Below are 20826 nucleotides of genomic sequence, written 5' to 3'. Positions count from 1 at the left end.
GCCCACGTCAGGGCAGACAGAAGCACCTCCGGCGCACGCCACGGGATTTACCACGCCCCCGGCGCGCACCAAAGGTGCGCTGGATCGCTGACCTGTGCTTTCAGCGCCGTCGGGCCGGATCTCGGTTGAGCTGGGCCATGAGTTCGCGGATGGTCGTGCGGGCGGCGTTCAGCTCGTCGCCCTGGTCCTGGAATTTGAGTCAGGGGTCAACGACGTGCTGTTCGAGGGGCGTGATGCGGGCCTTGAGCTGTTCGGTGTCGTCCGGGCCGCCGATGCCGGCCTCGTGCCAGACCTGCCTCGCCAAGCGCCTCGCCGAGGCAGGCTTCGAGGCTGCGAACCTGGGCGGCGAGACTGGCGGTGCGGGCGTCGGCCGCCAGGAGGCCGGCTTGCAGCGAGGCTCGGCTGACCGCTGGTGCCCGGCCGCCCGGAGTGGTGGGCGGTTCGGCGGCCTGGGCCGGGGTCTGGACCCGGCGGGGAAGGGCCGCAAGCGGTGGATCATGCAAAGGCACAGGCGGCCCTGAACGCGTTCCAGATCGCCTTCGAGGGCCGCCTGACCCCGAGCAACAACTGACCACTCAACAACCAAGATCAGCCGTTAGTTTGACACACCCTGCACAACTGCCGCGGTGTGGTGGTTCGTACCGGTCTTGGCGAGGTCGGAGCGCATGGTCGCCGTCGACAACGCGCGGCTGGTCTTCAGGGCGTGGTGGTTCTTCACCGCGTGGTGACAGTGATTGTTCACGGCGTGGTGGTTCTTCATGGTCTTGTTGATCCAGTCCGCGTAGGCGGGCGCGTTGGTGTAGAGGCCGGGCCCCTGCGAGCACGGTACTTTCGGGGCGCCGGGTCCCGAGGTGACGCCGATCAGCTCCCAGCGGCCGTTCCGACCCTTCTGGACCTGCGGCCCGCCGGAGTCCCCGAAGCACGCCATGGCCTTGGGCACGGTGGTGATGGTGCACAGCCGGGTCGGGCCCGCGTAGCCCGGCGCGCACTCGGACTCAGCGCCCCTGCGGGTGTTCAGCTCCTGCAGCCGGTCCGGGAACTTGAGTTCGGTGTCGGCGGTGGTGCCGAAGCCCAGGAGCCGGGTCGGCGTGCCGGGTCGCCCTGCATGTTTGGCAATCTTGATGGGGTGCTGGGCGACCGGGCGGTCCAGGCGTATCAGCGCGAGGTCGTTCTTGTTGGCGGCCTTGCCGTCGCCGTTCACATAGCCGGGGTGGACGAAGATCCGGTTGATCTTCCGGACAGTGCCGCCGGACTTGCGGTGGTCGCTGCCGACGCGCACGATGCCGTCCAGTTCGAGGCCGTCACCCTTCACGCAGTGCGCCGCCGTCAGTACCCACTGCTTATCGATCAACGACGCCCCGCAGGTCCCGTCGTTCAGACCGAGCGTGGGGGCCGACTCGGGGATGGTCGCCATGAACGGGTAGCGCTCGGTGGAGTCCGATCCGTTGACGATGGCCCCGGCGCTGCCGGCCATGACAGTGGCGCAGGCCGCAGCCGCGAGAACGCCGACGGCAGCGGTGCGGACGCTACGGCGGCGCAGTGGCTTGAAGCTGTACACAGAGAATTCCTTCTTGCTCGGTGGATCCGTACGCATTCAGCCTCGTTTTTCCGATGCCTGCCAGACCACCCGGGTAGCAGGCCAACCGATGCTATGGCCCTCTGATCCTCCGTACTGGGGAAAACCCCAGGCCCGGAGTGCGGCTGCCGGCGAAGGACTCGGCGCGAACCCGCGCAGCGCAGCGCGGCGCGGTCCTCCAGCGTCAGGGGGTGTTCGGAGATCATGACCGACCTGAGGCCGACCTGGTTCGGGCAGCCGTCCTGCCGTCCCTGCGGCCCGTGCTCGGCGACGACTTCCAGATCACCTTGGGCAGCGCGACCTACACCAAGCACAAAGACGCGGCCGTACCCCTCACGAAGGCACTCGCCGACACCGTGCAGGCCCTGCCGGACGGCCGCGCGGTGACCCCGGGATCTGACCCTGGGGCAGCTCTGCGGCCGCAAACTGGTCGGCGTGGCCTACCGCGAGGTTGCCCGGCAAGGCGGTCGTGACCATGACGGAGTCGGCTCGGTCGCAGCGGCTGAGAGCGGCCTCCACCACGACTTCACCCTGGACGTCATCCGGCGCGACAACACACAGCATCGCGCGGGTCTCAAGGACGTGGCCCAGGTTCTCGGCAACTGCGAAGAACGCTTCGTCCGACACGGCCGCGGCGACCTCACCCATGGCCTCTCCCCTGGGAACTGAGTACGGGACGCCAGCAGTCCAGCACGTTCGCCGGCGTGGGCAGAGGCAAGGACGTCATCACGGCGCACATTGACCAGGCCCGTTCGGGACGTGAGCGGCTGTGCCGGGCCAGCGAACAGCGGTGGACTCCGTTCCGCTCCAGCACGACCCCTCCGCACCCGTGCGGCTCCCCGGCCGGCGAGTCCGCTGGACGGAGTCCGGGGCAGCAGCAGACCTGTCGCCCGCGTTTTTCCACGTCTGGTCGTTTTCGGAAGCTGTGCGCCGCTTCGGTCAGGCAGGCGACGGTCCTGCGGGTTGCTCGTCCGCCCTTGATGACGATTATTCGCGTGCTTGATTTCCTCCACTCGTAATTCTACAGGTGACCGCGCCCCGAGCAGGCCGGGGCACGGCATGAAGGAAGACCAGAATGTACTTATACCGTTTGATCAAGCAGTAGCCACGAAACGCTTTCCGGCCGTGCACCTGTCCGAGTGCGACAGAATTCTTCGAGGACTTTGCGTACTTGTGTTACTGGGATAGCCGCTTCAGGCGGGTAGTAACTGGGAGTTCCGGGATCGGAGATCAACTCGGGGTCGAACGAGGGCGGATTAGGGTTTCCTGAAGTCCAGATGAATCGGGAGATATCACCCTCAGGTGCCCCGTCCGGCACTTTATTGGTCCACCATTTCAGTGCACCATACCCGTTCTTGGTGTTCACCGAGACATACAGGTAGTTGCTCGCCCATCTTTCGTCGGACTCTTCTGGATACTTTCCCTTGATGATGCTCACCACGGCTTTCTCAGGCATGATCTCGAAACCATCGGGAGTTCTTCCCTCCTGGATGAGATCATGCATGATGTGGTCAATGAGAGCATCGACCTGCTGTTCAGTACGGGCGTAGAATCCACCCGCATGGGTTGTACCAAGGACAATCATGCCACCGTCACCTCTTCGCCAGGCCCTTCAACTCTTCCGGCTCCGTCATGCCTGGATAGTGTACATATAGTTTCTGATCCTCGTAGAGGATGGCAGGGACTGCCTGCTTACACCCCTTCGAGTTTTCTGTTGTTACCTTTGGGCACACCGTATTGATGACGATGTGCAGTTCTTTCCCCTCCCCCATCTTATTCCGCATCTCCCAGGCGAGCTTCACTTCGGCGTGATGCGAGACGTCCGCATACCCAGAGCAATCCGGAAAGTCTGCAGATTTTTGGAGGAATAGATTAATCTTCTCGGAGAGTTCACCGCGTCCACTCATCAGCATTGAATCCCACACCTGCGTACCATCAGGCTCGAAAACATATCCAGAAGTTGGATCTCCCTTCTTACGTATAGGGAGTTTGTCCCAAGCGCTCTTCACCCATGCGGGGCAGGCTTCGTCGGTGTTGTGGACGAGGAGGTAGGTGGTGTTGGTGGAGGCGTAGTAGGTGTGGAGGTCGTCGACGGTGAGGTCGTAGGCGTCCTGGAGGCCGTGCCAGTCGCGGGTGTGGGCGATGGCGGCCGTGTTGTTCTGCGGGGTGCGGAGGGTGTCGCCGGTCTGGAGGTCGCCCGCGTTTTTCCACGTCTGGCCGTTCTCAGACCAGTAGGGGTGGTGGCTGGTCGAGGTGAGTGTGGAGCCGTCGGTGAGGGTGACGTCGGTGAAGTTGCGGTCGTCGGGGGTGTGGATGGTGCGGGTGACGCGCCGGGGACCGGTTTCGCCGGTGGTGGGGTCGGTGGCGGTGACAAGGTCGCCGGTTTCGATCTGTTCGATCGGGCGGCCGGTGCCGTCGGCCATCAGGACCTTGGTGCCGGCCGTGAAGCTGTGTGCTGCTCCGGTCAGGCAGGCGACGGTCCTGCGGGTTGCTCGTCCGCCCTTGATGGCGTCAAGGATTTTGTCCGCCTTGGCGGCGCTTTTGAGCTTGCCCCAGGGAGTGACGCCGACGGCGGCCATCACACAGTCTGCGGCGGTGGGGTTGTCGATGCATGCCTTGATGTCGGCGAGACCCGACATCTCCCAGATGATCGTCCCGTATGTGCTGGGGTCCTTCGCTACGTCCAGGGCCCGGTCGATCGCCCCGCCGTCGCAGATGACCGTGTTGATCGGGAAGTACGAGTGGTCGAACGGGAGGAGGTCCATGCAGAACGTCTTGGACGCGCTGTCCTGCTGGGCCTTGCGTTCTTCTTCCGCCCGGCGGCGGGCTTCCTCGATCTCCTGGTCGACGAGGTCGCGGGTTGTCTGCCATGCCTGTTTGGCCTCGGCTTCCGCCTCGGCGGCGCTTTTGCCGGCGGCGATGGCCGATGCGCGGGCCCGGTCGGCTGAGTCGTTGGCCTGCTGGGCCGAGTAGCGGGCGTAGGAGGCGGAGAACTCGGCGGCGGCGGCGGAGTTCTCGGCGGCGGTGGCATCCTGCGCGGCCCGTTCAGCGGCGCTGCGTGCGGTCGCGGCTGATGCTGCCGCGTCGGCGGCGCTCCGGTCGGCGGCGTCCGCTGACGTCCTGGCGTCGGCGGCGTACTGCGCGGCTTGTTCCGCTGACTTCTGTGCCTGGTTGGAGGCGGCTGCTGCTTCGTCGGCGGCGTTCTGGGCCGTTGCGGCGGCTTCCGCGGCGCGCCAGGCGTTCTCTTGTGCCTTTGCGGCGATCAGGGAGCCTTCGGCGAGGAGCCGTTGGACCTGGTGGATGTGGGTGGTGGCGAGGGCGTCTTTACGCTGGGCCATGTACTGGCCGGTGCTGACGAACTCGTGGATCAGTTCCGGGGGTCCGGCGAGAGCGATTTTCGCGGCGGCCTGGGTTTCGGGGCCGCCGGTCTCGGCGAGGCGTGCGGTGATGACCCGTTCGTCGGTAAGGCGTGCGCCGTACTGGCCGATGTGCAGGAAGGTGGCGAGGGTTTTGCCGGTTCCGTCGGCGAGTGCGGTCTTGGCGGCCTCGCTGACGCCGGGGCCGCCGGTCTCGGCGAGACGGGCGACGTCGACCCGCATGTCGGTCCGGCCGGCCTCGTACTGGCCGGAGGTGTGGAATGCCGCGATTTGGTCCGGAGTTCCGCCTGCCAGGACGTCGGCGGCGGCGGTGCTGACGGAGGTGTAGGGGCTCTGGGTGCTCAGGACGACGACGCGCTGGCGTACGTCGTAGTAGTCGGCCTCTTTCCAGCGGGTGCGCAGGTAGTCCAGGACGTCTTGGTCTATGCCTGAGAGCGCGCGGGCGGCGGCTTCCTGGTGCCAGGGGCCGAGGAGTTTCATCGCCTGCATGGCGAGCTGGCGGCCCTTGGCGGCGGTGGCCTGGATGTCGACGTCGGGACGTCCCGCTTCCTGGGCCAGCCCGGTCGCGGTGCCGCTCAGGGACAATGCCTCGGCCTGGGTGGCCGCGGAGGCCGAGACCGCTGCTTCGGAGGCGGCTTTCATTGAGCGGGCGCGCTCGATGGCCGCGTCCGTGCGGGTCTGCAGGTCGGCTGTTTCGGTCTCCCGGGCCAGGTCGAAGGTCTCTCTGGCTTTGTTGACCGCGGCACTCGCGGTGTCGGCTGCTGCCTTGGCGCCGTCGGCGTTCTTCTTGGCGACGGCGGCGTAGGTTGCGGCGTTGCCGGCTTGTTCGGCTGCTTCGTCGGCGTAGTCGGCGGCCTTGTCCGCGTGTGCTGCGGCCGAGTTGGCGGCGTCGCGGGCACCATAGGCGGCGGTGGCCCCACGGCGGGCAAGGTCGGCGGGGCGGTCGGCGGCGGCGTCGGCGGCGTTGGCGTGCCGTCGTGCTTCGGCAGCGGCCAGGCGGGCCTCGTCGGAATGCAGTCCGGCGGCATCCGCATAGGCGTTGGCCTCGTCGGCCGCGTCAGCTGCCGCCCGCGCGTTGCCGGAGGCACTCTTCGCCGACTCGGAAGCGACAGCTGCTGCGGCGGAGGCAAGGCCCGCGTTCTCGGCTGCGACCGCCGACCTCTTCGCGGCATCCGCCGCGGCGCGTGCCTGGCTGGCGGCCTGCTTTGCGGCACCGGCGTTGGCCTCGTCGCGGGCGGCCGCGATCGCTGCCTTGTAGGCGCTGTTCGCTGCTTCAGCAGCTGAGGCAGCTGCCGAGGCGGTCTGCGCGGCAGCCAGTGCGGCACGGCGGGCGGCACTGTTGGCCCGACATCGCCGTCCTCTACAACAACGGACAGACCGACGGCCAGTTCCGCACCAGGCTGTGGGTCTTCACCAGCACCGGCACCGCTTTCAACGCACCGACCGTCGCCTGGGACAGCGGCACCATGAGCTGGAACTGGGACCGCAGCAAGCTCACTTCGGGCGACTACAACGGCGACGGCAAAACCCGACATCGGCGTCCTCTACGACTACGGAGCGACGGACAACAAATTCCGCACCAAGCTGTGGGTCTTCACCAGCACCGGCACCACGCTCCAGGCACCGAAGATCGTGTGGGACAGCGATCCCACCAGCTGGAACTGGAACCTGAGCCAGCCCCTCTCCGGAGACGCCAGCGGTGACGGCAAGTCCGACATGGCCATCTTCTACGACTACGGCGCCACCTCCGACGGCCGGACCCGCCAAGGCATGTGGAACCTCACCAGCACCGGCGACACCATGACCAGCCCGCACCGGGACTGGGACAGCACAATCCAGTAACAGCCCCCACAGAACACCTCCGAGTACGTCGATGCCCGGGAGTCGCGCAGGATCACGGCGAGTTCCTGGGCATCGACGTCGTCAGCGATCAGACGCAATGCCGGCCGGCGAGCACTTGCCCGTGGCCGGCCTTGAGGAAGACAGCGGCCGTGCTGGCCACTGCCGGGACGCCGGCCACAGGAAGCATGACGGTTCAGGTGTACACCGGGTCAGGTACGGACCGGGTACGACTGAACTCAGAAACGGCGTTACTGGCCGGTAACCTCCGCCCCGTCCGCAAGGTCTGAACTGCTGAGTGCGCGGTGTCGATGAGGACTGGCTGGGCGGCGGTACCGCTATGTGGTGGAGTCACGCGGACGCTGCCACGAACCTGGCATGGATCACTCAGGCTGGACTGACGGTCGAGCAGGAGGAGTTCGTGCCCGAAGGCGAGGGCGGGCACGCTCTGTTCTGGGCTCAACGTTGATGACCCGTCCCGGTCGATCGCTCAGCCGGCGCACCTGACCGCTCACCCAGATATCGAGACGCCGCCTGGCCGGCTGGGCGATCGCGGATCACATGCGAACCGGTCTCGACGCGATGGTACTGGCCAATATTCTGCGCACCGACGCGGACATCCATCGGCCGTTGCCCGTCGACAGCGAGCTCGCCCAGCTGTCGTTCTGCGACTGCGTCGGCCTGTCCGCGCTGCTGGCCGCTGCCCGTGCCGCAAGGGCCGCCGGCAGCGATCTGCGGCTGTGCGCGGTCCCGCGCGTGCTCGCCCGGCTTCTGCGGCTCACCCACACCGGCAGCGCCTTCACCATCGAGCAACCCGGCGTACGGTGAAGTCATGGCCGGGCGGAGGCGCCTTCGTCCAGCGCCACGGGCAGTTGACCTGTATCAGGCCGGATCCGCAGCGGAGCACTGTCCACGTCGGCCTGCTTGTGCCGGGCGCCGTGCGGTTGCCGGGAACGTCAGCGTGGGGCGCACGATTCCCACTGATCCCCGCGTACGGGTGAGTGCCTGACTGCAGTGCGCGCCTAGCGCTGCGCCCGCTGGACGATGGAACCGTGGCTCCCGGGCCATACGCCCCGGGAGCCACAGGACCAGGCTCGGCTCAGGCGACTGTGATGTTCTCGGCCTGCGGGCCCTTCTGTCCCTGCGTGACGTCGAACGTCACCTTCTGGCCCTCCTGGAGTTCACGGAAGCCCGAGCTGTTGATGTTGGAATAGTGCGCGAAGACGTCCGGGCCCCCGCCGTCCTGCTGGATGAAACCGAAGCCCTTCTCGGCGTTGAACCACTTCACTGTTCCGCTGGCCATGCTCATACCCCTCAGTTGGCAGCGGGCCCGCACCGTGCGGACCCGCAGGTGATCGCCCTGGCCACGCACCGCACAGCGAAACGCCCACGCCAGGGCGCGGGCAGGTAATGCGAACCATGACATCTCATCAGCGACGCTACACGGGGAGACCGGCCACCGCCAGAGAGCTACGATCACCGACGCGGGAAGATCACATCGGCTGCGCGGAGGGGGAATGACGATCTTGACGTGGAAGCGCCGGCGCCCATGGGGCCCGAGTAGATACCAGCCCTGGCACTTGACGTCCTAGCTGTTGCGGGTCAGGACGTTGGTCACGGCGCATAGTGGTGGGCAAGATTGGTGGCGAGGTCGCGGAGGTGAGCCCTGGCTTCGGTGGGGCTATGCACAGTGATGGCACTCCCGAACGGCAGGAGTGCCCGCACGTCCTCCCGATGCAGGAAGCGGATCGTTACCTTGTGGCCGGTGGCGGATTCTTCATGGTCGTCCCGGACGAGCCGTTGGCCAAAGATCCGTTGCGCTCGGTCGATCTGGGTCTGGTCGATGGTGGCGCTGACCTCTATCGCATGATTGTGTTCCCACTGATCAATGAGCGCGGCAGCGACGGTGGCCAGGGTCTGGTTCTCGCGGATCCGTCGTGGCTGGTCGACTTCTTTCCACGTCGTGATCCGTTCGAGTCGGTACATCCGTGGCACTCGGGCACAGTCGGCGACGAGGTACCAGGTGCCGGCCTTGGCGAACAGCCCGTAGGGATCCACGACCAGGTCGCATGGGCATGATTCGCGTGGGCTGTCGTACTCGATCCGTAGCCGGCGACCGCGCCGCACCGGGCCGATCAGCGAAGCCGGAGTCGCGCCGGAAGTAGGGGCCTGGAGCCAGGGACGGCTGTCCACGTGCACCACGTCGGTGAGCGGCAGGAGCTCATGAATTCGGCGTGACTGTGTAGCGCCGATCTTGGAGAGCGCGCGCTGGCTTTCGACGGATGCGTTGAGCTCCGCACGCTGCTTCTCATCCAGTCCGGTGAGCGACAGGTGATCACGCTCGCCCGGTGTGAGTCGCGTGAGGTCGAGTCCGGACCCGGGCAGCATGGTCACGCCTCCGAGGCGGCCCCGGTGTGCGGCCACCGGTAGACCGGCGTCGCGGAGCCAGTTCAGGTCCCGGGTGATGGTTCGAAGGGACACCCCGAGCGCTGAGGCAAGTTCCTGTGTGGTCACGGCATCCCTCGATTTGAGGAGCAGCATCAGGGAGAAGAAGCGATCTGGGGTCACACACCGATCTTTTCAGGAATTGCGACACGATGCGGCGCATATCCCCGTCAGGCTGGCGGATGCGTACCTACGACCTGCCTGTTCGCCGAGTGGGTGCGCGCACGCACCCCGATCCAGAAAGGCGCCCGCGATGAGTGCCAACACGACCGACGCCGAATCACCGGTGGCGTACCACCCAGGGTCTGCCGAGTACGACGAGCACCGTGCCGGCTTCCAGTTGCAGGAGCAACATCAGCCAGCCCACGTGGTGGCGGCACGGACCGCCGGCGACGTCGTGGCAGCCGTCCGGCACGCCGCGGAGTCATGTATGCCGATCGCGGTCCAGGCCACGGGACATGGACTCGCCAACCCGCTCGCCGGTGAAGGTGTGTTGGTGTCGACGCGAAGGATGAACAGCGTCGATGTCGACCCCGGTGCCGGCACCGCATGGGTGGGCGCTGGAGCGCGGTGGCGCGACGTGATCGAGGCCGCCGCACGCTACGATCTGGCACCGCTGTCTGGGAGCATGCCCGGTGTCGGCGCTGTCTCCTACACGCTCGGCGGCGGCATCGGGCTGATGGCTCGTCGCTACGGCTTCGCCGCGGACCATGTCACGCGCTTGGAGCTGGTCAGCGTCGACGGCTCCCTGCTGACGGTTTCGGAACACGAGGAGCCGGACCTGTTCTGGGCGCTCCGCGGCGGTGGCGGGAGCTTCGGCATCGTGACCGCGCTGGAGATGGCCTTGATGCCGGTCGCCAGGCTGGTCGGGGGCGGTCTGATGTTCGACCTGGGCGAGACGCCGGAGGTGGTCTCAACCTGGTTGCATTGGACGGCGGCAATGCCCTCGGAGATGAACTCGGCGATGACCACGCTTGAAGTTTCTAAGCGGCACATGGCCCATGTCCAGATCGCCTACCTGGGTTCGGCTGCGGAGGCAGACGAGTTGGTGGCCCCATTGCGGGCGTTGAAACCTGCATACGACGGTCTGCAGGAGATCCCGTACCGGCGGTCCGACACCGTCTTCAGCGAACCGAATCAGCCGCATGCGTATGTCGCCGACAATGTCTTGTTGCGGGCGATCGACGAGGAACGCCTCCGCGACGCCATCGCCGCGTCGGCGCCAGGCCGGTCGGTTGGCTCCATCATTTCGGTTCGCCATCTCGGTGGGGCGCTGTCCACTCCGCCGAGGGTGCCGAACGCAGTCAGCCACCGCGAAGCGATGTACCTGCTGTGTGTAGTAAATGTGGTAGCCCCGACAACCAAGTCGAACGCGGCAAGTGCGCGGGCGCTGCAGGATGAACTGTTGGCCAGCTGGTCCGGGACTGCCGTAGGCAGCTCGCCGAACTTCACTCACGGACGATCCGACCAACGCGCCGCCGCAGAACTGTTCGACGCCGAGCGTCGTGACCGATTGCTGCAGTTGGCCCGTAAGTACGACCCCGCCGGACTGTTGCACCCCAGCTTCGTCATCGCCTGAGCACCTCCTACGAAGGGTTGACCGATGCGTCTGGTCCGTGCTCAGCTTGCCAAGCATCGAGTGTGGATCGCTGGTGTGACCGTCTTCCAGTTGGTCAGCGTCGCCGCCACCTTGTATCTGCCGACGATCAATGCGGATCTGATCGATAACGGCCTACTGCGCACGGACGTCGGGCACATCTGGACGGCCGGCGGGTGCATGGTGGTCGTCAGTATCGTCCAGCTGCTGGCAGCGGTGATCTTGTCCTATGCTGGAACGCGCGCAGCCACAAACGCTGCGCACGACCTGCGGTCAGACGTCTACGGCAAGATCGCTACGTTCTCCAGCCGGAAACATCAGGACTTCGGCACGCCGACGCTGGTCACTCGCAGCACCGACGACGTGCAGCAGATTCAGGCGCTCCTGCTCACCTTCGGCACAGTGGTGGTCGCCGCACCGATCACGATGCTGGGCGGGGCCTATATGGCGTTGCATGCAGATGCTGGCCTGTCCTTCCTGATCGTCGTGGCAGTTGTCGTACTGGGTGCGGCGTTGGCGGTGATCCTTCGCTGGATGACACGGGTGTCGCGCCGGATGCAGGACCGCCTGGATGCGATCAATCGGGTCATGCGCGAGCAGTTGATGGGTCTCACGGTGATTCGCGCGTTCACCCGCGAGCGCTTCGAGGCCGAGCGGTTCGGGCAGGAGAACAACGAGCTGGCGGTGGCAACCCGGTCGATGGGGCGGCTGAGTGGGACGTTTGTTCCGGCCGTCGTGCTGATCACTAATCTGTCGATCGTGGCCGTGGTGTGGTTCGGTGGCCACCGGGTCGAGTCGGGACATCTGCTGATCGGCGGTCTGACCGTCTACGTCACTTACCTGGGCCTGATCCTGGGGGCAGCCATGATGCCCGCCTCGGGGGTGATGATGTTGCCAAGGGTGATGGTCGCAGCGGAACGTATTCAGGCGATGCTCAACTCCACCCCTATGTTCCGGCCATCGGGCGTACCCGCCAGCTCGTTCCCGATCCGCGGTGAGTTGGAGTGCGCGGCGTTGCGCTGCGGTACCCAGGCGCCGATGCTGACGTCCTGTCCGGCACCGACCTACGGGTTGAGCCCGGCGACACGGTGGCGATCATCGGATCGATGGGTGCTGGCAAGACGAACCTACTGTCGATCGTCGCGAGACTTCAGGACGCAACATCCGGATCTGTCCGGCTGGACGACGTTGATCTGCGCACCATCGAGCCCACGGGTCTGCTGCAGGTTTGGGTGACAGGTTCGGTCACGCGGCCTGGAGGGCCGGTGTGGTCATGACGGTCTCGAATTCGATGGGGGTCACCCGGCTGAGTGAGGCTTGTCTGCGGCGTCGGTGGTAGGTCCGCTCGAACCAGGTCACGATCGCGATCCGGAGTTCTTCGCGGGTGGCCCAGACACGGCGGTCGAGGACGTTCTTCTGCAGCAGGCTGAAGAAGGACTCCATGGCCGCGTTGTCGCCGGCAGCTCCGACCCTCCCTATTGATCCGGCCATCCGGTGGCGGTCGAGCGCCCGGACGAACTTCCGGGAGCGGAACTGCGATCCGCGATCGCTGTGCAGAATGCAGCCGTCGACGTCTCCACGCCGGGCCACGGCGTTGTCCAGGGCGGTCACGGCCAGGCGGGACTTCATCCGCTCGTCGATGGAGTAGCCCACGATCCTGTTGCTGAAGGCGTCCTTGACCGCGCAGAGATAGAGCTTGCCTTCGCCGGTGGCGTGCTCGGTGATGTCGGCGAGCCACAGCCGGTTCGCACAGGTCGCGGTGAAGTCACGGCGTACGAGGTCGTCGTGCACCGGCGGGCCGGCCTTCTTGCCCTTGCCGCGCTTCTTGCCGAACACGCTCCACCAGCGGTTGTCCCGGCAGATCCGCCGTGCAGTCCGGTCCGCCATCACGGCCCCGGCGCCGCGCGCTTCGTCGGCCAGGAAGCGGTAACCGGGCTCCGGGTCGTCACGGTGCGCGTCGAACAGGGCGTTCGCGCGATACGCCTCCTCCAGCATGGCGTCGGTCACCGGCTGGTCCAGCCAGCGGTAGTAAGGCTGGCGGGCCAGCTTCAGGACCCTGCACGTGACCGTGACGGGTACCCCGCCCGTGGCCAGCTCCTTCACGAGCGGGTAGATCCTTTTCCCGGCAGATGCGCCTGCGACAAGTGGGCCGCGGCCCGGCGCAGGACCTCGCTCTCCTGCTCCAGCAGCTTGATCCGCCGACGCGCCTCCCGTAGTTCCGCGTTGTCCTGGCTGGTCGTTCCGGGTTTCACGCCGTCGTCGATGTCCGCGCGACGCATCCATTTCCACAGCGTCATCGCGTGCACTCCGAAGTCGGCGGCCACCTGCTCGACCGTCACACCCGGACCGCGGTTCCTCGCGACCCGCACGACGTCCTCGCGGAACTCTTCCGGATAAGGCTTGGGCACAGCGACATCCTTCCCACCCGCCCCACAGGGCAAGCCAGTTCAGATGTCACCCGATCGTGCAGCAGATCCGGGGCCTACTCGTGGTCTGTGCAGAGGTGGGTAGTCAGGGCCACACATGCCCACTCCTCCCAGGCGTCGGGGGACCAGCCCCGGTCGCGGACGAAGATCAGGTATAGCTCCGGACTGAGCAGCCCGTACAGCAGGTCGGCTGCGCGGGCGGTATCGACGTCGGGGCGGGCGTCGGGCTTGGAGGTCAGTGCCTTCGCTGCGGCGTGCTGGACGGTATAGCGCGGGTCGGGGCCGGCGGGCCACTGCGCGGCGATCTCCGGGTCCGTGGCCGCCGCGGCCGCGATCAGCGGAATGATCGGGGCGACACGGCCGAGGATGTCGCGTACTCCCCGCACGTGGGCGCGTAGTTGCCCGGCCGCAGTGGGCTCGGCGCACGCGGCGTGGAACCAGTCGCGGTCCATCGTGGCGACCGGTTCGGCGTCGCCCGCAATGGACGTGTCGACGACGTCCTTGAACAGCGCGCGCTTGTTTCGGAACACGAAGTACACGGTCTGGACGGCCACGCCCGCGCGATCCGCGACCTCCTGAAGGCTTGTCGCACCGTACCCCTGCGCGACGAACAGGTCCCGCGCTGCCGCGACGATGTTTGCGCGGGTGCGCCGCGAGCGCTCGGCCCGCTTGTCGGGGCGCTTGGCGTTCTGTCCGTCGGATCCCTTGACCGCATCCATGTCGAGAGTCTATCTCTAGAGTCATTCACTAGAGTTGAACTCTAGATTCTTGGAGGGGTAGCGATGAATATGACTCGAACAGCTGCGGAGCTCGACCAAGAGGCGGCTGTGCGCCGCGTGCTGGAGGACTTCTACCGGGACGGCAAGCCGCCGTGGGACAGCGGCGTCACGCCGCCCGAGCTGGTGGCCCTGATAGAGGGGCCCGGCGCGCGGATGCCAGGCCAGGTCCTCGAACTCGGCTGCGGCACCGGAACCAACGCGGTGTATCTGGCTCGGCACGGCTGGCGGGTGGCGGCCGTCGACCTGGTCGACCGGGCGGTCCGGCAGGCGAGGGAGAAGGCCGCCGCTGCCGGAGCGGACGTCACGGTGCTGTGCGGGGACGCCACCCGGCTCGACGAGGTGGGCGTGCACGGCCCGTACGATCTGTTCTTCGACCTGAGCTGCTATTGCGGGATTCCGCCGCACCGCCGCGACGCCTACGCCGCCGGCCTCACCAAGCGTGCCGCCCCCGGTGCACGACTGCTGATGTTCGGGTACGGGCCCGGGGCGTTTGACGACTCGTGGTCCGGCGTCACTGCGGACGAACTCCGCGCCAGGTTCGCTGGGTGGCAGCTGGCCGACGTGACGCCCGGCACGAACCCGGTCCCGACGTTCTGGTTCACGCTGCACCGTGCCGCCGCCGCAACATGAGCTCAGCCACACCGGGCATCTTCGGGCACCGGACATCGCGCGTGGTCGTTCGCACAACCGAACGACTCGCTGGCACCGAGGACCCCGAACACCGTCAGCTTCTCCGGCACTTCGTCACCTGGCACCAGATGCGGCGTCTGCGGGCAAAGGCGGAAAAGGCACCGCTGGGACGCTCCCGGACCAACCACACCAAGCAGGAAGTCACCCAGGCCGGTGCCTTCCTCGCATGGCTCGCCGGCCAAGGCCGCGCCATCGCGCAGTGAGCTGCCCCGAGTTTCGTAGAGTCCGGTGATCTTGCTTCATGCGGACTGAGGCGCTTGCTCGTCGCCCCGCCGGAAGGTTGCCTCGTGCTCGGCAGGCGGCACGTAGTCGAGAGCGGAGTGGAGGCGCTCCTCGTTGTACCAGGCGATCCATTGGAAGATGGCCCGTTCTGCCTGGTCGACGTCTTTCCAGGGGTCCTGCATCTCGATCAGCTCGGCCTTGAAGGTGTCGTTCAGGGCCTCGGCCATCGCGTTGTCATAGCTGTCCGCGACCGAACCGACGGAGGCTGAGGCGCCGATGTCGGCGAGCCGGCCGGTATACCGAATTGATACGTATTGCGACCCGCGGTCGCTGTGGTGAATGAGGCCGGAGTCCTTCTTGATCCTCCGTCTCCACAGTGCCATCTCCAGGGCGTCCAGAGGGAGTTCGGTCCGCATGTGGTTCGCGGCCTGCCAGCCGCCGATCATCCGGGAGTACACGTCCAGGACGAACGCCACGTATGCCCAGCCGGACCAGGTACGGCATACGTCATGTCGGCGACCCACAGTTGGTCGGGCCGGCTCGCGGTGAAGTCACGGTCGACCAGGTCTGGCGGACGGGGCGCCGACGGTTCGGGAACCGTGGTGCGCCGCCGCCGGCCACGGATGACACCCTTCAGGCCCAGCTCGGCCATCAGGCGCTCGACGGTGCAGCGGGCCACCTCGTGGCCCTTGCGCCGAAGCGCGCGGGTGATCCGACGGGCCCCATACGTGCCGCCCGAGGTGGCGTGAGCCTCCTTGATCAGCGGCATCAGTACCTCGTCACGGAGCCGGCGGGCCGACTTCGGCCGCCCCGAGGCCCATGTCGCACAGGTGGTCGATCACCTGCTCGGCCTCGTCCGGGGACGGTCGATCTCCTGGGCAAAAAACACCGAGGCGGCTTTGAGGATCTCGTTCGCCCGCCTCAACTCCGCTACCTCTTTGCGGAGTTGTCTGAGCTCGTCCTGCTCGGCGGTGGTCAGCCGGTCGTCACGCTCGCCGCGGTCGGCCTCCGCCTGGCGGACCCAGCCGCGCAGGGCCTCCTTGTGGATGCCCAGGTCCTTCGCGACGTGCGCGATGGGGCGGCCGGTGGCGCGGACCTCACGGATCGCGCGCTCGCGGAGCTCGTCGGGGTATTTACGGGGTGCTGCCGTGGTACTGGTGGGTCTCCTTCGCCAGGACCGTAACCCTGGCATCAGGAATTCCACAAATCTCAGTACAGCTCACTTCGAAGAGATCAAGGTCCTCGGCTTCACGGGCTGCCTGAACCTCCTACACAAGTACATCAACCAGGGCCGTGCGGACGCCGACCGCAGCCACATCTCCCCGTGCAGGCTCGCCCGGATGCTGCTGGCCAGGCCCGACAACCTCAAGGCCGAGCAACACGAGCTCCTGGCCAAGCTCACCGCCGCATACCCCGAGATGACTCAACTGGCTGCCGGTATAGAGGTCTTCGCCCCGCTCCTTGTGCCTCACGTCGACAATGCTGACGCGCTCACGCGCTGGGCCGCCCAGGTCCGCGGCGCCAATCTGCCCCACCTGCATGCCTTCGCCCGAGGTCTGGAACGAGACCGCGACGCCGTAAACGCCGCCCTCACGTTTTCGTACAGCAACGGTCCTACCGAGGGGGTCAACACGAAGACCAAGCGGATCGCGCGCCAGATACACGGACGAACAGGCTTCACGCTGCTTCGCCACCGCATCCTCCTCGGATAACAGCACGCTACATCACCACCGAATGTGAGACAGGCCCGAATGTTGTGAGACAGGCCCAGACCGTACACACCCGGACGGCCGATGTACGGGAGCAGCGAGACGTGGACAACGAGGACTTTGTCACGCCCCACCTCGTGATGGACCTGGCGGACGGTCTCCAAGAACGGCAGCGACTCGCTGTCGCCGACTGTGCCGCCGACCTCAGTGATCACGACGTCGACGTCGTCGGTCGCCATCCGACGGGCCGCCTTGAGGTGTTCTTCCTCGGTGGCGGTGAAGCACTCCTTCTCGATGACTCCGATTTTCAGCCATCGGGTGACCATTTCCGTTGCGGGAAAGGTTCCCAGCAGCACGACGAGGTGAGCGTGATCGATGCGGTCGAATGCCGCTGCCAGGTCCGCGTCCAGTACCCACTTCCGCTTCGGGATCTTCCCGTGCGCGACCGTGAATATCGCTTGGATCGCGTCCTGGCATCCCCTGCCCGGTCTGAAGCCGTAGGATTTCGGCTCGAATCGGGCTTCCCATTCGGGTTCCAGTGCATTGACTGCCTTGGCTTGCAGGACTCTGTCGATGATGACGGGAATCCCGAGGGGGCGCCGCTTTCCGTTGCTCCTCAGAATGTAAACACGCCGGGCGGGCTTGGGCTTCCACGGAGTTGAGCTGTGCTGGACCCAGGTGGCCAGCTCGGCCTTTTCCGGGTTGGTGAGCACGACCCTGCCGTCGATGCCCGCCGTCCGGCGGCCAGCGTTGATCTCCGTCACCCGTCGCACACTGACCAGCGTGTTACTGCGGCTGCGGAGCATCAGTTTCTGCACATTGCGGACCCTCTTCAGGTCCCCTGCCTGCGATGCCGCGAAGATGGGCTGGCGCAGACGACATACGTTCTTCTCGGCGGCATCCCAGTCGATCGCATGCCAGTCGAGTAACTCGTCTTCGGGTCCGTTCACCGGGCCGTTCGGCGGCACGGCGGCTAAGTGTCCTTCAGTTCCGTCGTCCTTGTCATCGTTCTCTTGCAGGCTCACCTGACCCACGTCAGCACCCTTTCGGGCCGGGTCACCTGGACCCTGTCGCCAGTTATACGGGACGGCTGGCGGAGTGACCAGCTATTGTGTCCCGGTTTCCTGTTGCCTTTCGGCCACCGGCGTTCGCTTCTTGGGTCATCCTGTTCCCGCCGGGGAATTAAGCTTTCCTTGCGGTCGGCCTACCCGTTGCGTGATAACGACAGGACCCCTGCGGGGTTTTCACGTTCTGCATGAGTGAGATGCGAGTGGGGTGGTTGCCCTCTCTACCCCGGGACGGCGGTGTTCTCCCGGCTGGCTGCTTCTCTCCGGCCGGCGCCTGCCGCTTCTCAGCGGCCAGTCCTGTACCCCGCTGGAACGTCCCATCGGCGGGGTTAGAGGTTACGAGGCATAGCCAAGGGTTCATTTGCAGTCGGGTAGGCCGCCGGCGAGGTACCTGCTGAGCAGGTCCTTTTCCAACGGCCCCCCGCCGAACGGTACGTGCGACTTTCATCGCATACCGCTCTCCAGTGACTACTTCAGGGGAACGACTGCGAGCCGCCCGGCATGCGTACTCTCATGACAGGGGCGGCAGACCACGAGGGTCTTCCGGCGCCGTTTTGCCATGGTCTTGATCCATGCGGGCTTTTCTCTGCGTCCTGGCTTGTTCAGGTCTGCGAGCTTGCGGATGTGGTGGACCTCCAATCTCCTGGCAGATCCGCATAGTTCACAGCTCCCGGCAAGGAGCCTGTGGATTAGCTCATTTCCTTGCGTTGTCGCCAAGACGGGCGCCCGGTCAACGGGCTTCGCCTCTACTTTCCGCTTCAGCGGGATTCCTCCGAACCACGCGACCAGCGGCTCCTTCCCTTCGCCACGTTCAACCACTGTGCGGAAACACACTCTCGGCCCTTCGTCGGTCTGCATAACGGCCTTGTACTTACGGGCCGTCGCGGAAACCGTGGCGCGGTGCTTGGAAGCCAGGGTCTTCAATAGCGAGGTTTCCATGACCCACCGCAGTCTGCCAAGGCGGTAGACGTTGGAGGCCAGAAGGTAGTACTGGACCACACCTCGATACTCGGCCTGGTATTTGCTGATGATCGTGAAGTCTTGATCGTTCAGCATCTGAGGCCGATGTGCGGGTTCACCCCGCCGCATGTACAAGGAGCTTCTTCGCGTGATCGCTTCCTCGGGGACACGCAGCCCGACGACACCGTTGACCGATCTCCGACCACGGGTGATTCGGTCATTGCTGTGCTGAACCACGATGTCATATCCGAGGAACCGGGCCTTCTCTGTTCGAGCATGGGTGATCAGAGTCTTTTCCTCGGAGAGCTCCAGCTTCAGTTCCGAGCGCAGGAACTCGCCAAGCGACTCCTTGATCTCCACGGCCTCGGATTTGGGGCCGCTGAAACCGAGCAGAATATCGTCTGCGTACCGGACGTAACGCAACCTGCGGTAGTCAGGGTCATTCGGATCCTGACTGGGCAATGCGCGGCGCACCTGTGACAGCGCACGTACCGACTTCTTGTCCCCGCGTTTCCGCGCTCGCAGGAGTGCGTTCTCGGCCCTCTTGTACTCAGGGTTGGTCCTCCGTAGACGACCTCGGTTGTATTGCGAAAGTAGCTGAGATTCGACGAACTGATCGAGTCGGTCAAGGTAGATGTTGGAAAGCATGGGGCTTGCTACCCCTCCTTGCGGCGCACCGCTCAGAGTGGCGTGCCACCTCCAGTCCTCCAGATACCCCGCCGTGAGCATGTTGCTCACCAGCCGAAGGAACCGGCCGTCGTGGACCTTCTCACCCAAAATCTCGATCATGACCTGATGGTCAAGTCGATCGAAACATTGGGTAATGTCGCCCTCGATAAACCAGGTAACACCTTGCCACGTATCTGCTATCTCACGCAGCGCGGTATGGCACCCTCGGCCACTCCTGAACCCGTGTGAACGGTCGGAGAACTGAACGTCGTAGTACGCGTCGAGCAGCATGCGCACCACCTCAGCCAGCAACTTATCCGACCATCCGGGCAGTCCTAATGGCCTCCGTTTCCCGTTCTGCTTGGGAATATACGTCCGCCGGACGGGAGCCCACCGGTACCGCTCGGACCGAACGATATTGATGATGCTCTCGATTTTTTCTAAGGACATTCCGTCCACGGTCTCTCCCGTGACGCCCGGAGTCATCGCACCCGCATTTGAGTACAACTTCCGGTAGGCCAGTAGGTAGAGCTCAGGATTGAACAGTTGTCTATACAGCCGTTCCAGCGGCAGACCCTTCCTGCCGCGCTCACAAATGACCTCTAAGACGGTTTCGGCGTTCTGCATTACGCATCCCTCATGCGTCCGGAAGGTCCTGCCACCTGCGCCACTTTGCCCTGTGTCCGGCTTTCCCGGACTCCCCGGCAGGTCGTTACTCCTGCGACTACTATTGGCGCTCCGTCACCATGGGGCTCGCACCCTTTAGGTGATCCCGCGGTACGTCTCTGCTGTACGTCCGAGCGCGACTTAGGCAACCCACTCATCTCCTTGACTACCCTCACTGGGCATCACCCGCCCCACGGAAGTTGCATCAGCAGGCGAACGATACTGACGCATGGAGCGGCACCGGTTACAGGCGTCTTTCCGGTGGGCGCGGACATTCACCGATCGGAGATTAGGTTTCAAGCAGTCTAGCTTTTGCCTTATCGCACGGGCCCCGCAGCGCCCCGCTTCGACGTCTTCGCGCGGTCGCTGCTTTCCTGACATGCTACTGTCCCCTTCGTCTTTCGATTCCAGGTTAGCCATTGGACCCAGGAACATTCTTCCAAGTTCTTCCCGATTGAATCGGGGATACAACAGAGCGCCTCACGGCGCACTTCACCCGTCCACTCTTCCCCTTGCCTGTAACCCCCAGATGGAACAGAAGTCCTTGGGCTTTTCCTCCGGGCTTCGCACCCTCCCGTTACCAGGAACGCACGCCGGGGCGCGGACAGGCCCTGAACACTGGCCTGGAACTACACTTTCCTCAACGGAACCTCCTCTCGGTGAGTTCATTCAGCTCAAGCAGCCTCGTGTCGCACGAAGCACTCCTCCACCGCCCACCTCGCTGCGGCAACTTTGACCAGGTCTTTCAGCCGCGAGGAGGCCGGTCCGTAGCAGACGTAGTAGGCGATCTCGGTGGGGTCGCTG

At 65.4% G+C, this 20826-nt stretch carries 15 protein-coding genes and 6 pseudogenes; 9 read left to right on the top strand and 12 right to left on the bottom strand.

Features of this window, described 5'->3' with window-relative positions; translation table 11 throughout:
• Nucleotides 1–595: 595 nt before the first annotated feature.
• On the bottom strand, nucleotides 596–1558 hold the full coding sequence (locus ACFC09_RS44090) for a trypsin-like serine protease (protein WP_376538492.1): 963 nt from the start codon (nucleotides 1556–1558) through the stop codon (nucleotides 596–598).
• A 453-nt stretch (nucleotides 1559–2011) separates the two neighbouring features.
• Here ACFC09_RS44090 and ACFC09_RS44085 point away from each other — a divergent pair, with 453 nt between their 5' ends.
• Nucleotides 2012–2245, top strand: a complete 234-nt coding sequence (locus tag ACFC09_RS44085) for a hypothetical protein (protein ID WP_376538490.1) — start codon at nucleotides 2012–2014, stop codon at nucleotides 2243–2245.
• A gap of 412 nt (nucleotides 2246–2657) precedes the next feature.
• Here the strand turns inward: ACFC09_RS44085 and ACFC09_RS44080 are convergent, their stop codons facing one another.
• The 3 genes from ACFC09_RS44080 to ACFC09_RS44070 all read right to left on the bottom strand — a co-directional run bounded on the left by ACFC09_RS44080 (nucleotide 2658) and on the right by ACFC09_RS44070 (nucleotide 6451).
• Nucleotides 2658–3161 carry an Imm1 family immunity protein gene (locus ACFC09_RS44080; protein ID WP_376538488.1) on the bottom strand — a complete coding sequence of 168 codons (504 nt, stop codon included), beginning with the start codon at nucleotides 3159–3161 and terminating at the stop codon, nucleotides 2658–2660.
• Between the two features lie 7 nt (nucleotides 3162–3168).
• Nucleotides 3169–5595, bottom strand: a complete 2427-nt coding sequence (locus tag ACFC09_RS44075; RefSeq protein ID WP_376538486.1) for a DddA-like double-stranded DNA deaminase toxin — start codon at nucleotides 5593–5595, stop codon at nucleotides 3169–3171.
• Between the two features lie 718 nt (nucleotides 5596–6313).
• Entirely contained in the window at nucleotides 6314–6451 is a 138-nt protein-coding gene (locus ACFC09_RS44070; RefSeq protein ID WP_376538484.1) for a hypothetical protein, read from the bottom strand.
• A 134-nt stretch (nucleotides 6452–6585) separates the two neighbouring features.
• On the opposite strand from ACFC09_RS44070, the gene ACFC09_RS44065 reads away from it, so the two are divergent.
• Both ACFC09_RS44065 and ACFC09_RS44060 read left to right on the top strand, forming a co-directional pair.
• Nucleotides 6586–6795 (top strand): hypothetical protein, encoded by a 210-nt coding sequence (locus ACFC09_RS44065; protein ID WP_376538482.1) that lies wholly within the window; start codon nucleotides 6586–6588, stop codon nucleotides 6793–6795.
• A 573-nt stretch (nucleotides 6796–7368) separates the two neighbouring features.
• Nucleotides 7369–7620: pseudogene (locus ACFC09_RS44060) on the top strand (STAS domain-containing protein); the annotation flags it as partial.
• 271 nt (nucleotides 7621–7891) lie between these two features.
• On the opposite strand, the gene ACFC09_RS44055 reads toward ACFC09_RS44060, so the two are convergent.
• Entirely contained in the window at nucleotides 7892–8095 is a 204-nt protein-coding gene (locus ACFC09_RS44055) for a cold-shock protein (protein ID WP_376538480.1), read from the bottom strand.
• 311 nt (nucleotides 8096–8406) lie between these two features.
• Nucleotides 8407–9360 (bottom strand): helix-turn-helix transcriptional regulator, encoded by a 954-nt coding sequence (locus tag ACFC09_RS44050; RefSeq protein ID WP_376538478.1) that lies wholly within the window; start codon nucleotides 9358–9360, stop codon nucleotides 8407–8409.
• Between the two features lie 130 nt (nucleotides 9361–9490).
• Between ACFC09_RS44050 and ACFC09_RS44045 the strand changes: the two genes are divergently transcribed.
• The 3 genes and pseudogenes from ACFC09_RS44045 (at nucleotide 9491) to ACFC09_RS44035 (ending at nucleotide 12111) form a co-directional block, all read left to right on the top strand.
• Entirely contained in the window at nucleotides 9491–10816 is a 1326-nt protein-coding gene (locus ACFC09_RS44045; protein WP_376538476.1) for an FAD-binding oxidoreductase, read from the top strand.
• A gap of 24 nt (nucleotides 10817–10840) precedes the next feature.
• Nucleotides 10841–11683: pseudogene (locus ACFC09_RS44040) on the top strand (ABC transporter permease); the annotation flags it as partial.
• Nucleotides 11684–11940: 257 nt separating this feature from the next.
• Complete coding sequence (locus ACFC09_RS44035; protein ID WP_376538474.1) at nucleotides 11941–12111, top strand: hypothetical protein; 171 nt, start codon at nucleotides 11941–11943, stop codon at nucleotides 12109–12111.
• Here the strand turns inward: ACFC09_RS44035 and ACFC09_RS44030 are convergent.
• Nucleotides 12080–13242 (bottom strand): IS3 family transposase gene (locus ACFC09_RS44030; RefSeq protein WP_376538472.1). Its coding sequence is split into 2 segments (ribosomal slippage): nucleotides 12080–12955 and nucleotides 12958–13242, totalling 1161 coding nucleotides; the frame shifts between segments, so codons are not numbered across the junction. The two genes, ACFC09_RS44035 and ACFC09_RS44030, sit on opposite strands and share 32 nt — an antisense overlap.
• Nucleotides 13243–13316: 74 nt before the next feature.
• Nucleotides 13317–13979, bottom strand: coding sequence for a TetR/AcrR family transcriptional regulator (locus ACFC09_RS44025; RefSeq protein ID WP_376538470.1), 663 nt, complete (start codon nucleotides 13977–13979; stop codon nucleotides 13317–13319).
• 69 nt (nucleotides 13980–14048) lie between these two features.
• Here ACFC09_RS44025 and ACFC09_RS44020 point away from each other — a divergent pair, with 69 nt between their 5' ends.
• Together ACFC09_RS44020 and ACFC09_RS44015 are read left to right on the top strand one after the other, a co-directional pair.
• Nucleotides 14049–14669: a class I SAM-dependent methyltransferase gene (locus tag ACFC09_RS44020; protein WP_376538468.1), complete on the top strand. Its 621-nt coding sequence runs from the start codon at nucleotides 14049–14051 to the stop codon at nucleotides 14667–14669.
• The gene (locus ACFC09_RS44015; RefSeq protein ID WP_376538466.1) at nucleotides 14666–14932 is read left to right on the top strand and encodes a hypothetical protein; all 267 of its coding nucleotides are present in this window, start codon (nucleotides 14666–14668) and stop codon (nucleotides 14930–14932) included. The genes ACFC09_RS44020 and ACFC09_RS44015 overlap by 4 nt, the downstream gene beginning before the upstream one ends.
• Before the next feature lie 36 nt (nucleotides 14933–14968).
• Here ACFC09_RS44015 and ACFC09_RS44010 read toward each other — a convergent pair.
• A pseudogene (locus ACFC09_RS44010) lies at nucleotides 14969–16143 on the bottom strand (IS3 family transposase).
• Nucleotides 16144–16174: 31 nt separating this feature from the next.
• Here ACFC09_RS44010 and ACFC09_RS44005 point away from each other — a divergent pair.
• Nucleotides 16175–16663: pseudogene (locus tag ACFC09_RS44005) on the top strand (transposase); the annotation flags it as partial.
• 68 nt (nucleotides 16664–16731) lie between these two features.
• On the opposite strand, the pseudogene ACFC09_RS44000 reads toward ACFC09_RS44005, so the two are convergent.
• The 3 genes and pseudogenes from ACFC09_RS44000 to ACFC09_RS43990 all read right to left on the bottom strand — a co-directional run.
• Nucleotides 16732–16905, bottom strand: a pseudogene (locus ACFC09_RS44000) (CTP synthase); the annotation flags it as partial.
• A 123-nt stretch (nucleotides 16906–17028) separates the two neighbouring features.
• Nucleotides 17029–17610: pseudogene (locus tag ACFC09_RS43995) on the bottom strand (reverse transcriptase N-terminal domain-containing protein); the annotation flags it as partial.
• A gap of 585 nt (nucleotides 17611–18195) precedes the next feature.
• Nucleotides 18196–19983 (bottom strand): reverse transcriptase domain-containing protein, encoded by a 1788-nt coding sequence (locus ACFC09_RS43990; protein ID WP_376538464.1) that lies wholly within the window; start codon nucleotides 19981–19983, stop codon nucleotides 18196–18198.
• Nucleotides 19984–20826: the final 843 nt, after the last annotated feature.

The organism is Streptomyces sp. NPDC056161, from assembly GCF_042268025.1.
Lineage (GTDB): Bacteria > Actinomycetota > Actinomycetes > Streptomycetales > Streptomycetaceae > Streptomyces.
This window is presented reverse-complemented; position numbering and strand designations above follow the sequence as displayed.